The 14,596-nt window shown below is 69.4% G+C and carries 13 protein-coding genes and 1 riboswitch; of the genes, 6 read left to right on the forward strand and 7 right to left on the reverse strand.

Annotated elements, in window-relative coordinates; genetic code table 11:
- Positions 1-34: 34 nt before the first annotated feature.
- Together CEY15_RS03645 and CEY15_RS03650 are read right to left on the reverse strand one after the other, a co-directional pair.
- The gene (locus CEY15_RS03645; protein ID WP_245847202.1) at positions 35-904 is read right to left on the reverse strand and encodes a hypothetical protein; all 870 of its coding nucleotides are present in this window, start codon (positions 902-904) and stop codon (positions 35-37) included.
- A gap of 14 nt (positions 905-918) precedes the next feature.
- Positions 919-1,380 carry an SRPBCC family protein gene (locus tag CEY15_RS03650; RefSeq protein ID WP_095717353.1) on the reverse strand — a complete coding sequence of 154 codons (462 nt, stop codon included), beginning with the start codon at positions 1,378-1,380 and terminating at the stop codon, positions 919-921.
- Between the two features lie 143 nt (positions 1,381-1,523).
- On the opposite strand from CEY15_RS03650, the gene CEY15_RS03655 reads away from it, so the two are divergent.
- The gene (locus CEY15_RS03655; protein ID WP_095717354.1) at positions 1,524-3,323 is read left to right on the forward strand and encodes an AMP-dependent synthetase/ligase; all 1,800 of its coding nucleotides are present in this window, start codon (positions 1,524-1,526) and stop codon (positions 3,321-3,323) included.
- A gap of 44 nt (positions 3,324-3,367) precedes the next feature.
- On the opposite strand, the gene CEY15_RS03660 is transcribed toward CEY15_RS03655, so the two are convergent.
- From CEY15_RS03660 to CEY15_RS03675, 4 genes are all read right to left on the reverse strand, one after another.
- On the reverse strand, positions 3,368-4,501 hold the full coding sequence (locus CEY15_RS03660; protein WP_095717355.1) for a glycosyltransferase family 4 protein: 1,134 nt from the start codon (positions 4,499-4,501) through the stop codon (positions 3,368-3,370).
- 52 nt (positions 4,502-4,553) lie between these two features.
- Complete coding sequence (locus tag CEY15_RS03665; protein WP_095717356.1) at positions 4,554-5,681, reverse strand: NlpC/P60 family protein; 1,128 nt, start codon at positions 5,679-5,681, stop codon at positions 4,554-4,556.
- 177 nt (positions 5,682-5,858) lie between these two features.
- A complete protein-coding gene (locus tag CEY15_RS03670) occupies positions 5,859-6,467 on the reverse strand; it encodes a C40 family peptidase (protein WP_017835555.1) in 609 nt (202 codons plus the stop codon).
- 13 nt (positions 6,468-6,480) lie between these two features.
- Positions 6,481-6,628, reverse strand: a riboswitch (cyclic di-AMP (ydaO/yuaA leader).
- Positions 6,629-6,707: 79 nt separating this feature from the next.
- A complete protein-coding gene (locus tag CEY15_RS03675; RefSeq protein WP_238556208.1) occupies positions 6,708-6,860 on the reverse strand; it encodes a hypothetical protein in 153 nt (50 codons plus the stop codon).
- A gap of 283 nt (positions 6,861-7,143) precedes the next feature.
- Between CEY15_RS03675 and CEY15_RS03680 the strand changes: the two genes are divergently transcribed.
- Positions 7,144-8,808, forward strand: a complete 1,665-nt coding sequence (locus CEY15_RS03680; protein WP_095717357.1) for a DEDD exonuclease domain-containing protein — start codon at positions 7,144-7,146, stop codon at positions 8,806-8,808.
- Here the strand turns inward: CEY15_RS03680 and trpD are convergent.
- Entirely contained in the window at positions 8,789-9,853 is a 1,065-nt protein-coding gene (gene trpD, locus CEY15_RS03685; protein ID WP_017835558.1) for an anthranilate phosphoribosyltransferase, read from the reverse strand. The two genes, CEY15_RS03680 and trpD, sit on opposite strands and share 20 nt — an antisense overlap.
- A gap of 282 nt (positions 9,854-10,135) precedes the next feature.
- Between trpD and ctaE the strand changes: the two genes are divergently transcribed.
- From ctaE to qcrB, 4 genes are read left to right on the forward strand one after another with little or no spacing between them, the layout of a single operon-like run.
- Positions 10,136-10,747 carry an aa3-type cytochrome oxidase subunit III gene (gene ctaE, locus CEY15_RS03690; protein ID WP_095717358.1) on the forward strand — a complete coding sequence of 204 codons (612 nt, stop codon included), beginning with the start codon at positions 10,136-10,138 and terminating at the stop codon, positions 10,745-10,747.
- A 56-nt stretch (positions 10,748-10,803) separates the two neighbouring features.
- Positions 10,804-11,688, forward strand: coding sequence for a cytochrome bc1 complex diheme cytochrome c subunit (gene qcrC, locus CEY15_RS03695; RefSeq protein ID WP_031264478.1), 885 nt, complete (start codon positions 10,804-10,806; stop codon positions 11,686-11,688).
- Positions 11,685-12,872, forward strand: a complete 1,188-nt coding sequence (gene qcrA, locus CEY15_RS03700) for a cytochrome bc1 complex Rieske iron-sulfur subunit (RefSeq protein ID WP_095717359.1) — start codon at positions 11,685-11,687, stop codon at positions 12,870-12,872. The genes qcrC and qcrA overlap by 4 nt, the downstream gene beginning before the upstream one ends.
- Entirely contained in the window at positions 12,872-14,494 is a 1,623-nt protein-coding gene (gene qcrB, locus CEY15_RS03705; RefSeq protein WP_017835562.1) for a cytochrome bc1 complex cytochrome b subunit, read from the forward strand. The genes qcrA and qcrB overlap by 1 nt, the downstream gene beginning before the upstream one ends.
- Positions 14,495-14,596 lie beyond the last annotated feature (102 nt).

Below are 14,596 nucleotides of genomic sequence, written 5' to 3' on the forward strand. Positions count from 1 at the left end.
TTTCTCATGGTTGGGAGGTCGACGAAAGCGGATACTACCCGGATCGGTCCGCGAATCCGGACGGGACGAGATTCGGCGGCCAGAGCTCGGGATCCGGGACGAATCCGGCGACCACGGCACCCGCCACCGGATCATGGTGCGACGCGACGAGGGTGCACCGGGACAGCAACGCGGGAAGTCGCAGCACCGTCCGGACGCCGGCGAACTCCAACCGGAGGCCGTCGCCCTCGATCGAGGGCGGCGTCGTCGGCGGTGCGGGCACCGGGAACTCCGCCCGGTAGCCACCGTTGCCGTCCGCGGACACGACGGGGGTGACCGCGCCGCGGGCGAGTGCCGCCAGAGCCGCCGTGCGGTCCGGAGCACCGCCGACGACGATCACCTCGACCGGCCCGGCGAGGAACGTCGAGACCTCCCCGGCCAGGAGGGACAACCGGTGCGCCTCGCGGGTCCGGGTGTCGGCGCGGTCCCCGGCCGCCATGGACGCGAACCGGACGTGCGCGGGCCACCGGGACTCCACGAACCCGGCCAGCTCCCCCGCTGCTGAGAGCCGCCGGACGGCCGCCAGATCACCGTCGAGGTCCACCATCACCACATCCCACACCCCCGCGGCGGCCGCCCGCCGGGCGTACTCCCATCCCAGTACCGCGGCGAGGGGGGCGTCACTTCCGGTGGCCAGGGCCGCGAGCACCTCGTCCTCCGGGTCCACGGCACCCGACCTGTACGCCTCGAGTCTCGCGGTGGCGTCGTCGGCGCGGACCTCCACGGGCCCCTCGTCGGTCGTGTCCAGTCGGGGATCGACCGAACCGGGGTCCCCGGTCAGGATGAGAGCGGTCCCACCGGCGTCCACCAGGTAATCCGCCACCGCCGCGGACCTGCCCGCCGGGTCGCCCCCCAGAACGATCACGACCCTCGACCCGGTCACCTCGACTCGGTCCGGCGTTTGAGTGCACGGAGGGCCTCGGAGAGGATCCGCCGCTCGGCCCGGTCGCGGAGCCGACCGATCACCGGCACCACGAGCTCGATCTCCAACTCGTAGTCGACCCGGGTCCCGCCGTCGACGGGCTCGAGTCGATAGGAGCCCTTCTGCGCGCGCTGGAGAGTGGAACTCTCCAGGCGCCACTCGACGGCCCTGTCGTCCGCCGACCAGGAGTAGACGAGGACGTAGTCGTCGACGATCGCGCCGGCCTCCAGTGCGAACCGGACCCGGTCGGGCCGGCCGTCCGCGCCGCTCGAGAGGACCTCGGCGACCCGGATCGACGTGGACCATTCCGGATACGAATCGAAGTCCGAGATGACGGCCATCACGTTCTCGACCGTCGCCTCGATCACGGTGGAGTCGCTGGTCGGCCACACCTCGGGGGCGCCGTTGTCCTCACTCATATCCCCAGCTTCACATATCTCCCGCCGGGATGCGCTCTCCGGCTGACGCCCGGGCGCACGGGTGGCGTGGATGCCGTCCGCCCCCGGGGATAGTGTGTCCTCACTGCGATTAGACCATCGATCGTCTCCACCAGGAGGACCCTTTGCGCGAATACGTCGCCGCCCCCGCCACATTCACCGTCCCCGACGACTGGTCCTGTGCCCAGTCGGCGTACGACCGGGCGGAGCGGACTCCGGACAACGTGGCCTTTCAGCGTCCGGTCGACGGACGGTGGACCGATGTCACCAACCGGGAGTTCGCCGACACGGTCCGCCTGGTGGGTCGGGGCCTGGTCGCCCGCGGGATCGGGGCCGGGGACAGGGTCGCCCTCCTGTGCTCGACGCGATACGAGTGGAACGTGATCGACTTCGCGATCTGGGCGGCGGGCGCGGTCACGGTACCCGTCTACGACAGTTCGTCCGCAGAACAGATCCGCTGGATCATGGAGGACTCGAGCGCTCGGCTCATCATCGTCGAGAAGGAGACCCACGCCGCGACCACCCGCGAGGGGATCGCCGACCTGGGGGGGTCCCCCGACATCCTGGTGATCGAGGGTGAGACCCCCGCGTTGGACCTTCTCCTCGCCGGGGCGACCGACGTCGCCGACGCGGTGCTCGACGAACGTCGCGCCGGGGTGAGCGCGGACTCCCCCGCGACGTTGATCTACACCTCAGGCACCACCGGGCGACCCAAGGGGTGCATGCTCACCCACCGCAACTTCATGTCCGAGGCCCTCGCCGTCCTCGAGACCCCGTTCAACCAGTACCTCCGGCAGGACGCGACCACGGTCATGTTCCTTCCCCTGGCCCACGTGCTGGCCCGCGCCATCACCTACGCGGGGTTCCACGCCGGCGTCCGGATCGCCCACTCGTCGGACCTGACGAATCTCGTGGACACGTTCTCCGAGATGCGGCCCCACTACATCCTGGCCGTCCCGCGCGTGTTCCAGAAGGTCTTCAACAAGGCCCAGGCCACCGCCCAGGACGGCGGTGCCTTCAAGGCGTGGATGTTCGACAAGGCCACCGACACCGCCGTCGCCTACTCCAAGGCCAACCGCGGTGGACGGGTGGGGCCGCTGCTCAGGCTCCGCCACGCGCTGTTCGCCAGACTCGTCTACGCCAAACTCGTCACCGCACTGGGTGGACGCTGTGAGATCGCCATCTCGGGTGGCGCGCCGCTCGGCGAACGCCTGGCCCACTTCTTCGACGGCATCGGTGTCAACATCTTCGAGGGGTACGGACTCACGGAGACCTGCGCGGCGATCGCGGTCAACACCCCCGGCCAGATGCGTATCGGGAGCGTCGGCCAGCCACTACCCGGGTGCGCGGTCCGGATCGCCCCGGACGGCGAGGTCGAGGTGAACGGCCCGGTGGTGACCTCCGGCTACTGGCGCAACGAGCGTGCGACCGCCGAGGCCTTCTCCGACGGCTGGTTCCGGACCGGGGACCTCGGATCGCTGGACGAGGACGGCTACCTGACGATCACCGGCCGCAAGAAGGAGATCATCGTCACCGCGGGTGGCAAGAACGTCGCTCCGAACCAGCTCGAGGACGCGCTCCGGGCGGACCCGCTCGTCGCCGAGGCCGTGTGCGTGGGCGACGGGAAGCCGTTCATCTCGGTCCTGCTCACCCTCGACCCCGAGGCGCTGGACCGGTGGAAGACTCACCATGACAAGACCGGTTCACTGTACGAGCTGCTGCGGGACGCGGACATGATCGAACATCTCGACCAGGCGATGTCCCGGGCCAACAGCACCGTCTCCCACTCGGAGGCCATCAAGAAGTATCACGTGCTCCCCGACCAGTTCACCGAGGAGACCGGCGAACTCACCGCCTCGCTCAAGGTCAAGCGGAACGTGGTGCACCAGAAGTTCGCGGCACAGATCGAGGACCTCTACAGCTGACGTACCCAGCCCGATCCACGCCCGGATCGGGAGTCGATCGGACGCTAGTCCCCGGAGAGCACTCGCCGCATGTCGCGCGCGAGGTCTTCCCATCGCCAGGAGTCGAGAACCCAGGTGCGGCCGCGGACGCCCATCGACGACGCGCGTGGCCGGTCCGAGAGCAGACCGGCCACGGCGTCGACGATCTCGCCCGTCGAGGTCCCGTCCACCACGAGCCCGGTGGTCCCGTCCAGGACGGTCTCCGGGGCTCCGCCGCTCCGGCCGGCCACGACGGGGACGCCGCAGGCCGAGGCCTCCAGGTACACGATCCCCAGCCCCTCCACGTCGAGTCCCCCACCCCGGGTGCGGCAGGGCATGGCGAACACGTCCGCCATCCGGTGGTGGTCGACGATCTCGTCCGCCCGGATCCGGCCGGTGAAGATCACCCGGTCCGACACCCCGTGCCTGCGGACCAGACCCTCCAGCGTCCGCCGGTACGGGCCACCCCCGACGACGACGAGGACCGCTCCCGGGACGCGGCGGGCGATCTCGGGCAACGAGCGGATGAGCGCGTCCTGCCCCTTCCTCGGGACGAGGCGGGAGAGGCACACGATCACCTCACGGTCCGCCACCCCGTAGCGCTCGCGGATCGACCTGCGGCGGACGGGATCGGGCCGGAACCTGTCCGTGTCGACTCCCCCGGGCTGGTGCACGAGCCGCGCGTGCGGGCCGAACGCCGCCGCGACGCGTCGTCTCGTGTACTCACTCACGTAGGTGACGGCGTCCGTGGACTCTCCGATCATCCTGAGCACCTGCCGCGAACCAGGCAGCATCGACCACCCCACCTCGTGACCGTGGGTGCTGGCGACGATGCGGGTGACGGGACCCTCCCGCAGGACGGGTGCCATCGCGGCCAGGGGTGCCGCCGCACCGAACCACACCGTGCTCGCCCCGAAGTCCGAGGCCAGTCTCCGGGCCCGCTTCGCGAGATGCGGAGTGGGCAGAAGCATCTCCGTCGGGACCCGCTCGACCAGATAGGGGCGGGAGTCGTCGTACTCGATCGAGTCCCGGCCCCGGAACGTCGAGGCGAGGACCGCCACGTCCTCCGGGTCCAGGTGCGCCAGGTAGGTCTCCAGGTATGACTGGATACCACCGGGCCGCGGCGGGTAGTCGTTGGTGATCAGCAGGGTCTTCGTCATCACATCCGAGACTGCCACACCGCCCGGGGACCTCCTGCCCGGCGCCCATGGGTCAGTAGCGACGGATCCCGCTGATCGGCATGGCGTCGACCTTCTCGAGCTTGACCGGCACCCCGTAGGTCGGCGCGTGGAGCACGAGTCCGTCGCCGGCGTACATGCCGACGTGGGTCGCACCCGCGTAGTAGATGACGAGGTCTCCGGGTTGGATGTCCGCCATCGCGACGGGCGCCCCCGCCACCGCCTGCGCCTGACTCGACCGGGGAAGCGCCTTGCCCTCCTGCGCGTATGCCCACACCATGAGGCCGGAGCAGTCGAACTCGGACGGTCCGGTCGCCCCCCAGGAGTACGGGGCACCCAGCCGGGTGAGGGCCACGTTCAACGCGGCCGTGTTGACACCGTCGATCGCCGGGGCGACGTACCCCGGGGGCACCAGGGGACCGCCGGCCCAGAGTGCACGCTGCGCGTCGGAGAGAGCGTCCACACGACGCCTCACCTCGTCGATCCGCACCGTCATCTCGTCCGACCGCCGATCGAGGTCGTCCGCGCGTCGCTGGGCGTCCCGGGCCGAGGCGCGCGCGACCTCCGACGCGGCATCCGCCTCCAGGCGGAGACGGGCGGCCTCCGCCGAGGCGGCCCGCGAGGAGTCGAGGGCACTGGTGGTGGCGCCGGAGAGCCGCTGCAGGGTACCGAGCCGGTCGACCAGATCTCGTGGGCTCTCGGCGAGGACGGCGGCCCGGGTGGCACCGGTATCGCCCCCGCGGTAGCGGATCGTCGCGAGTCGGTCGACGAGCGACTGGTCGCGCGACGCCCCCACATCGGCGACGACGGCGAGTCCGGCGGCCACCCCGGCCTCGCGCTCGCGCCGCTGCCGTTCGGCGTCGGCCCGCTCCAGATCCGCCCGCGCGAGGTGCAGCTCCTCCCCGAGTGCCCCGGCCTCCGCGGACAGCCTCGCCAGCTCGACCAGATCCTCACCGGGGGCCTCGCCCGACGAGGCGGGTCGTTCCTGCGCGGTGTCCTGGGCCGGGTCCGCCGTACCGGTGCTCTCGGCCCCGACCGGGCCCGCCGTCCCGGGATCCACGGTCTGGGCCGACACCGTCTGGGCCGACACCGTCACGCCGCCGGAGCCCAGGAGGACCAAAGCGACAACGGTCAGGGCGACCGACCGGACTCTCTGGGTCATGGGTAGATGCGGCGCTCTCGGATCGTGTGTCGGTGACGAACGGAGCGCGACGGATGTCGCGTCATGCTCCGTGGTCGGGATAGTCGTGATCGAGATAGTACAGACGACGAACCCCGCCGACACCGGTTACGTGACCGGGGATCGGCGGGGTCCGCTGGAGAGCGTGTGCGGGACGACTCAGTAGTAGCGGGTCGCACCGTAGAAGGGCATGGAGTCCAGCGGCGCGTAGCTCACCGAGGTGCCGGAGTACGGGGCGTGGACGACCTGGCCGTTGCCGGCATAGATGCCCACGTGGCTGGCGCCGCTGTAGAACGCGACGATGTCCCCGGGCTGCAGGTCGGCCTTGGCGACCTGGGTGCCGCCGCCGATCTGGGCCTGGCTGGTACGCGGGATGGAGATTCCCGCCTCCTTGTACGCCCACGAGGTCAGGCCGGAGCAGTCGAACGAATTGGGGCCGGTGGCGCCCCAGGCGTAGGGCGAGCCGACGCGGGTGCTCGCGGCGTCGAGGATGCGCTGGCCGGTGGAGATCTCCGGCGCCGGGGTGGCGAACTCGACGGGGGCGGCCTGGGCTACCGGGACGAGGCCGGCGGGCAGGGCGATGCCCTCTGGGAGATCGACGGTGACCTGTGCGGGCACACCGGGCAGACGCAGTTCGACGGGCACGTCGACGGTCACCGGTGCGGCGGCCGCGGTCCCGGCGCCTGCGACGGCGGCGCCCGCTGCGAGCAGTCCTGCGGTGGCGACACGGCGCCCGGTCGAGCTGGCCTTGATGCTGTGGGCTCCCACGAGAGTGATTTCCTCTTTCTTCCTGGACACCGACCGGGTTAGCTGACGGGTTCGGACACGGAAGTCTGTCCTACGCCCCGACCTCTCGGCCGTCGGGCGATTCACCCCAGTGGAACGTGGTTCCCCGGTGCGCCGTGGTGGCGCTTTGGTGGCGACCCCGGCCCCCACCGGTGGGCGGGTGATGACTTCCGAGGTCTCGAAAAGGTTACGAAACCATCTCGCCGAAGTCCAGCCCATCCGCTAAGCGGCCGATTCGGCACCCACGATCTCGAGCGTCGAGACCATCCCGAGCGCCATGAGCACCTCGATCGCCGAACGCACCTCGGGCTCGAGAACATACCCGCACGACTCCTCGGAAAGTGCATCTAGCTGCACCTCTTCGGACAAGAGCACGGAGACGACACAATCCTCGCACCCGCCCGGCCGGGCCGGACACCGTGAGCAGTCCATCGAGAACATGATCTACATCACACTCCGTCCTGGGCGTGTTGCCCATTCGTTATCGGGCCGCGATTTGCGGCTCGGGGCAGACCGTAACGGCCGGGTACGACACCGCACCCCTGGGACACCCACCGCCCGCAACGGCGGCCGGTGGACTGCGGGGCGCGGACCGCGGGGTGCGGGGTGCGGGGTGCGTCGGACGTCTCTGTCGGACCGGATCGTTACCGTGTGCGCCATGCCCTGCCCCCCGACTCGAGAACTGGCCCGCTCCCCGGGGGCCACGGGGGTCCAGGCCGCCTTCGACGAGCTCGAGCCGATGCTCTCCGAGGTGACGTTCGTCGTCGTCGACCTGGAGACCACCGGCACCCGGCCGGGAACGGATGAGATCACCGAGCTCGGCGCGGTCCGGGTACGGGGTGGCGAGGTCCGGGCCGAGCTGTCCACCTTCGTCGCCATCAACGGCCCGCTGCCGGGGCACATCAGCAGGCTCACCGGGATCGCACCCGTCCATCTCGTCGGGGCCCCTGCACTCGGTGAGGTGATGGCGACGTTCCTGGAGTTCTCCCGCGGCGCCGTGCTGGTCGCCCACAATGCCCGGTTCGACCTCGGATTCCTCCGCGCCGCCACCGAGTCGACCGGCCACCAGTGGCCCGATCCTCCGTCGGTGTGCACCCTCGCCCTGGCCCGACGCATCCTCCATCGCGGCGAGACCCGTGGGCACCGCCTCGGCGAACTCGCCTCCCATCTGGGATCGACCGTCGAGCCGAACCACCGGGCGCTCCAGGACGCCCGCGCCACCGTCGACGTCCTCCACGCACTGATCTCCAGGGTCGGCGACTGCGGGGTGTCGACGCTCACCGAGCTCCGTTCCTACGACGGTCGCCTCGCCCCCGCGGTCCGGCGCCGGGCCTCCCTGACCGAGTCGCTCACCACCGGCCCCGGCGTCTACCTGTTCCGCGACGCGTCGGGCGGCGCGCTGTACGTGGGGTCTTCCATATCGGTCCGGCGCAGGGCCCGCTCCTACTACTCCGGAGCCGATCCGCGCGGCAGGATGCGGACGATGGTCGGCCTGGCCGAGAGCGTCGAGTCGGTGCCGTGCGCGCACCTCCTGGAGGCGTGGACCGTCGAGGAGCGGCTCATCGACTCGCTACAACCGCCCTACAACCGACGGTCCAGGTCTCCACGCCGAGGTTGGTGGCTCTCCCCGCCGTCGGGACGTGCGATCCGGGGGCACGTCACGCGGGCCCCGGAACACCCGTTCGCCCTCGGACCTTTTCGGAGGGCCGAGGACGCCAGGGCCGCATGGCTGGATCTGGCGGATGCCGCCGGTTCGCCACCCGGCGACGAGGAATGGGAGGCACTGGTCACCGGCCGGGACTCCACGGCCGTGAGGGCGATGGTCGACCGGGTCGACTCGCTCGCCGCGGGCGGAGCCTTCGAGCGCGCGGCCCGGCTGCGAGATCGCGCGGCGGCGCTGGTCCGGACCCTCGCCAGGCACCAGGAGCTCTCCGCCACCGCGGGCCTACGCGAGCTCGTCCTGGCCCAACCCGCGGCCCAACCCGCGCCCGGGCGCACCTGGGCGGTGGCGGTCGTGCGTCACGGTCGTCTCGCCGGTTCGGGGACGGTGCCCGCCGGAGCAGCTCCCCTGCCAGTGATCGACTCGCTCAGGGCGGGCGCCACGACAGTGCAACCCGGCCCCGGGCCGTTCGCCGGAGCCAGCGCCTCGGACATCCGCAACGTGCACAGGTGGATCGATTCCGGACCCACCCGCATCGTGTCGGTCACGGGGTGCTGGGCCCTGCCCGTCGGCGGTGCCCACACACTCGCCGAGTGGGCGGATCGAGCCGAGCAGGCGGCGTCGGCGAGAAGTGGAGCGGGTGTCAGGACCGTGCGGCGCTGAAGGCCGCCCACCTGTCCAGGAGTCGGGCGGCCTCGCCGTCGTCGACCGCCTTCGCGGCGCGCTCCACTGCCGACCTCATCGCCGGCACGAGGTCCGCACCCCGCTCGAGACCGTCGAACGCCACCAACGCCGCCGCGGAGTTGAGCAGCACCGCGTCCCTGACGGGACCTCTCACTCCCGACAGGAGCTCCCGGGCCACCGCCGCGTTGTGTCTCCCGTCGCCCCCGCGCAGTTCCTCGACCGCGCACGTGGCCATCCCGAAGTCCCCGGGCGCGATCTCGTCCTCGTCCACGTGGCCGTCTGCCACCCGCAGCACGCGGGTTGGTCCGGTCATCGTGATCTCGTCGAGGCCATCGGAGCCCCGCACCACCAACGCCGATCTACCGCGGAGCGCGAACACCTCGGCCATCACGGGCATGAGGCGCTCGAACGCGCACCCGATGAGGTTGGCCGTGGGCGCTGCGGGGTTGGTGAGTGGCCCCAGAACGTTGAACACCGTGGGGATCCCGATCTCCCGGCGGGGTGCGGCGGCGAATCGGAGCGCCGGATGGAACACGGGCGCGAAACAGAAGGCCACACCCACCTCGTCCACGCTCCGTGCGACGTCCTCCGGTCCCAGGTCGATCGCGACGCCGAGAGCCTCGAGGACATCGGCCCCTCCGCTCTTCGAGGACGCCGCACGGTTGCCGTGCTTGACCACGGGCACCCCGCAGGCGCTCACGACGAGAGCGGACATCGTCGAGATGTTGACCGTTCCCTGTCGGTCGCCACCGGTCCCGACGATGTCGACGCAGGGCCGGGAGGTCGGAACCCGACGGGAGTAGTCCAGCATCGTCGAGGACAGGGCGTCGAGTTCCGGGCCCGTCACACCCTTCATGTCGAGCGCGACGCCGAACGCAGCGATCTGGGCGTCCGTCGCGAGACCCTCCATGATCCGGGACATCGCCCAGCGGGCGTCAGCCGGTTCCAGGTCCCGGCCCGACGTGAGCGTGCCGAGTACCCCGGGCCAGGACCGGCCCTCGTCGAACGCTGCAGAACTCCCCACGTGTCCCGACCTCTCTCTGGATCCCGGCGGCCCGCCAACCTCGGGACCGCGCACCGACAATCGTGCCACCAGCCACCCCACCGGTGCCCGCGGACTCCCATCTCCGGGCCCCTGAGGTCGACCGCCAGATAGGCTGAGAAGCCCCTGATACCCCTGCACGGGGTGCGTCGTCGGACGCCGTTCCCGGGAGTTCTAGGAACGACCTGCGAAAACGCTGTGCGGACACGCCGAAATCGGGGGTCCCTGCAGCCTCCGCCCACCTCAGGGGTCATACTTGGCCTCGTGACGAGCGCAGTGGATAACTCAGGATCGGCGATGGCTCAGCGCGTTCATTCGCTGAACCGTCCGAACATGGTCAGCGTGGGCACCATCATCTGGTTGTCCCAGGAGTTGATGTTCTTCGCGGGGCTGTTCGCGATGTACTTCGTCTCCAAGGCGAACTCGGGAGGTGACTGGCCCTCCTACCCGACGCACCTCAACGTCCCGTTCGCTCTGACCATCACGGCGATCCTCGTGGCGTCCTCCGTTACCTGTCAGATGGGCGTCTTCGCCGCCGAGCAGGGGGACGTCTTCGGCCTCCGTCGCTGGTACATCATCTCCGCCCTGATGGGGACGGTCTTCCTCATCGGGCAGGCCTACGAGTACTACGAGATGTACCTCGAAGGCACCACGATCTCCTCGAGCGTCTACGGCTCGGTCTTCTTCATCACCACCGGTTTCCACGGCCTGCACGTGGCGGCCGGCATCCTGGCGTTCGTCGTCCTCGTCATGCGGACCACCATGTCCCGGTTCACTCCCGCCCAGGCCACTGCGGCCATCGTCGTGTCGTACTACTGGCACTTCGTCGACGTGGTCTGGATCGGCCTCTTCGTCACCATCTACTTCATTCAGTAGTCAGCTGGCCGCAGGACGCTGCGTCCAGCAGGTCCCAACTCCAAAGGGAACTCACAATGAACTCACCTCACCCACCCGCTGCGGACACGCCGTCGCCGGAGCCCGCGGTGAACCCGGCACGTCCGGCCTCGTCGAAGCGTCGCCGTAAGGCGACCGGCGCGCTCGTCATCGCCGCCGGTCTGCTCGGCGCCGGGGCCATCGCCACGGCGGTCGTCCCCGAGCCCCAGGTGGCAACGGCCCAGCAGGACCAGGCCGCGCTCATCGCCGAGGGCAAGTCGATCTACGACGTCGCGTGCATCACCTGCCACGGGCAGAACCTGCAGGGTGTCGAGGACCGTGGTCCGTCGCTGGTCGGCACGGGCGCGGGGGCGACCTACTTCCAGGTCCACTCCGGCCGTATGCCCGCCGCCAACAACGAGGCCCAGGCCGAGCGGAAGAAGCCGCGCTACAGCGAGCACCAGATCATCGCGCTCGCGGCGTACGTCGACCTCTTCGGCGGTGGCCCCGAGATCGTCACCGATCCCGACGGTTCCATCGCCCAGGAGTCGCTCCTGGGCGCCTCGGGCGAGGCCCGGGCCGAGGAGATCGCGCGTGGTTCCGAGCTCTTCCGCCTCAACTGCGCCTCCTGCCACAACTTCACCGGTCGCGGTGGCGCGCTGTCGGCGGGCAAGTACGCCCCGATTCTCGATCCTGCCAACGAGCAGGAGATCTACCAGGCGATGCTCACCGGGCCGCAGAACATGCCCAAGTTCTCGGACCGGCAGCTCACCCCTGACGAGAAGAAGGACATCATCGCCTACATCAGGGACACGGACTCCAAGGTCTCGCCCGGCGGTTACGCGCTCGGCGGACTCGGCCCCGTGACCGAAGGTGTGGCCATCTGGCTAGTCGGCATCGTCGCCCTCATCGGTGCGACCCTCTGGATCGGATCCCGTTCATGAGTGAGAACCCCAAGAACCCGTCCGCCGCGGACCTCGACCGGATGAGCGACGCCGAGCTCGTCCGGCTGGGTACCGAGCTCGACGAGGTCGACGTCCGATTCCGCGAGGGACGGTGGCCGGAGGGTGTCACCTCCCGTGCCGAGAAGCGCGCCGCACGCGTCGTCACCACGTGGTTCGCGCTGTCCGCGGTCCTCGCGCTCGCCTTTGCCGTGATCTACATCGCCTGGCCGTGGGAGTACCGCGGGCAGGGCGAGGACGGCTACTGGCTCTACATGATGTACACGCCCCTCCTCGGCCTGACGATCGGGCTGTCGATCCTGTTCCTGGGCTTCGGGGCCGTGCAGTTCACCAAGAAGTTCATCCCCGAGGAGATCTCGGTCCAGACCCGCCACGACGGGCCGTCCGAGGACATCGACCGTCGGACGATCGTCGCCGGTCTCAACGACTCCTGGAAGACCTCGACCCTCGGTCGCCGCAAGGTCATGGGCGGGTTCCTCGGCGCGAGCGTGGCTCTCATCGGGTTGTCCGCGATCCTGCCTCTCGGCGGCATGATCAAGAACCCGTGGCGCCGCGGGGAGATGACCATCGCGGGAGACGGCACGCTGCACACCACCGGATGGACCCTCGCCTCGGACACCCGGCCGGACGGGCTCCCCGCCGAGAAGGTGTACCTCGGTCGCGACACCGGCAAGGTCTTCCCTGACGGCCATCCGCCCGCGGGTGAGGGTCGCCTCGAACGGATCCACGTCGAGGATCTGGCGGCCGGCGGGCTCGAGTCGGTGTTCCCGCTCCCCGCGAGCGCGCTGGGCGACTTCGAGGAGCACATGCACTCGATCCACGGAGCGCGGAACTCGGTCATGCTGATCCGCTTCCGCCCGGCCGACTCGGCCAAGGTGATCAAGCGCAAGGGCCAGGAGAACTTCAACTACGGCGACCTCTACGCCTACTCGAAGATCTGCACACACCTCGCATGCCCCACCTCACTGTACGAGCAGCAGACGCACCGCTTCCTCTGCCCGTGCCATCAGTCGCAGTTCGACGCGCTCGAGTACGCGAAGCCGATCTTCGGCCCCGCCGCGCGCGCACTGCCGCAGTTGCCCATCGCGGTTGACAGCGAGGGATACCTCGTCGCCAACGGTGACTTCATCGAGCCGGTCGGACCTGCCTTCTGGGAGCGTCGTTGATGAGTAACAACACCAAACTCGCGGAGGTCGGGAACAATCTCGACTCGCGATACACCATGGCCAAGGGCATGCGCCGGCAGATCAACAAGGTCTTCCCCACGCACTGGTCCTTCCTGCTGGGCGAGATCGCCCTGTACAGCTTCATCATCCTGCTGATCTCGGGTGTGTACCTCACGCTCTTCTTCGACCCGTCGATGTCGAAGGTGATCTATCAGGGCGCCTACGCTCCCCTCAACGGCATCGAGATCTCCCGGGCCTACGAGACCGCGCTCAACATCTCGTTCGAGGTCCGTGGCGGGCTCTTCGTCCGTCAGATCCACCACTGGGCGGCGCTGCTCTTCGTCGCCTCGATGGTCGTCCACATGATCCGGATCTTCTTCACCGGCGCGTTCCGTCGCCCGCGTGAGGCCAACTGGGTCATCGGCTGTGTACTGCTGCTGCTGGGTATCGTCGAGGGCTTCCTCGGCTACGGCCTGCCGGACGACGTCCTGTCGGGTACCGGTATCCGGATCACCTCGGGCATCATCGTCGGACTCCCGGTCATCGGGACCTGGATGCACTGGATGATCTTCGGCGGGGACTTCCCCGGCGATCTCCTGATCCCGCGCTTCTACATCCTGCACGTGCTGATCATCCCCGCCATCATCCTGGCGCTCATCGCCGCGCACCTCGCGCTGGTCTGGTACCAGAAGCACACGCAGTTCCCCGGGCCCGGCCGCACGGAGAACAACGTCGTCGGCGTCCGCATCCTCCCGGTCTTCGCGGTCAAGTCGGTCGCCTTCGGCGCCATCACCGTCGGCATGCTCATGCTCTTCTCCGGCATGTTCACGATCAACGCCATATGGAATCTGGGGCCATACAACCCGTCCCACATATCCGCCGGCTCGCAACCCGACTGGTACATGCTGTGGACCGAGGGTGGCGCCCGCGTGATGCCAGCGTGGGAGATCTACCTGGGCAACTACACCATTCCCGCAGTGCTCTGGGTCGCGGTGATGCTCGGCGCGATGGTCGCGATCATGTTCCTGTACCCGTGGATCGAAGCCAAGCTCACCGGCGACACCGCGCACCACAACCTGCTCCAGCGTCCGCGCGACGTGCCGGTTCGTACCGCGGCCGGTGTCATGGCCATCACGTTCTACGTGATCCTGGTGTTGATGGGATCCAACGACCTCATCGCCTATCACTTCAACATCTCACTGAACGCCACTACATGGGCGGGCCGGATCGGCCTGATCCTCCTGCCGCCGCTCATGTACTTCTTCACCTACAGACTCTGCCTGGGCCTTCAGCGGGCTGACCGGGAGGTTCTGGAGCACGGAATCGAGACCGGCATCATCATGCGGATGCCGCAGGGTGAGTTCGTCGAGGTCCACCAGCCGCTCGCAGGGGTTGACGAGCACGGTCACGCGGTGCCGCTCGAGTACGCCGGTGCCAAGGTGCCCACGAAGATGAACCAGCTCGGTGCCGCTGGTCGCCCCCCGCGGGGTGCACTGACGGCGGACCCGGCCGACGAGGTCCACATGCTCGACGAGTCCGATCACGGCAAGCACGACCGGGAGCACTCGATGCTCACCACGTTGCAGGAGGAGAACCGTACTCGTCGCCACGACGAGCACTGATCCGCCTAGGACATACGACCGCGGGCCGGGCCTCCGAGAGGAGGTTCCGGCCCGCGGTCGTGTCGGCTCGTCGCCGGGTGGAGGGCCCCCGGTTCAGGGAGT

The organism is Dietzia natronolimnaea, from assembly GCF_002289575.1.
Taxonomy (GTDB): domain Bacteria; phylum Actinomycetota; class Actinomycetes; order Mycobacteriales; family Mycobacteriaceae; genus Dietzia; species Dietzia natronolimnaea_A.

Excerpts from the sequence above, each read along its gene's own strand:
- CEY15_RS03650 (WP_095717353.1), bottom strand. The coding sequence starts at position 1,380 with ATGAGTGAGGACAACGGCGCCCCCGAGGTGTGGCCGACCAGCGACTCC.
- CEY15_RS03660 (WP_095717355.1), bottom strand. The coding sequence starts at position 4,501 with ATGACGAAGACCCTGCTGATCACCAACGACTACCCGCCGCGGCCCGGT.
- CEY15_RS03665 (WP_095717356.1), bottom strand. The coding sequence starts at position 5,681 with ATGACCCAGAGAGTCCGGTCGGTCGCCCTGACCGTTGTCGCTTTGGTC.
- CEY15_RS03680 (WP_095717357.1), top strand. The coding sequence starts at position 7,144 with ATGCCCTGCCCCCCGACTCGAGAACTGGCCCGCTCCCCGGGGGCCACG.
- qcrC (WP_031264478.1), top strand. The coding sequence starts at position 10,804 with ATGAACTCACCTCACCCACCCGCTGCGGACACGCCGTCGCCGGAGCCC.
- qcrA (WP_095717359.1), top strand. The coding sequence starts at position 11,685 with ATGAGTGAGAACCCCAAGAACCCGTCCGCCGCGGACCTCGACCGGATG.
- qcrB (WP_017835562.1), top strand. The coding sequence starts at position 12,872 with ATGAGTAACAACACCAAACTCGCGGAGGTCGGGAACAATCTCGACTCG.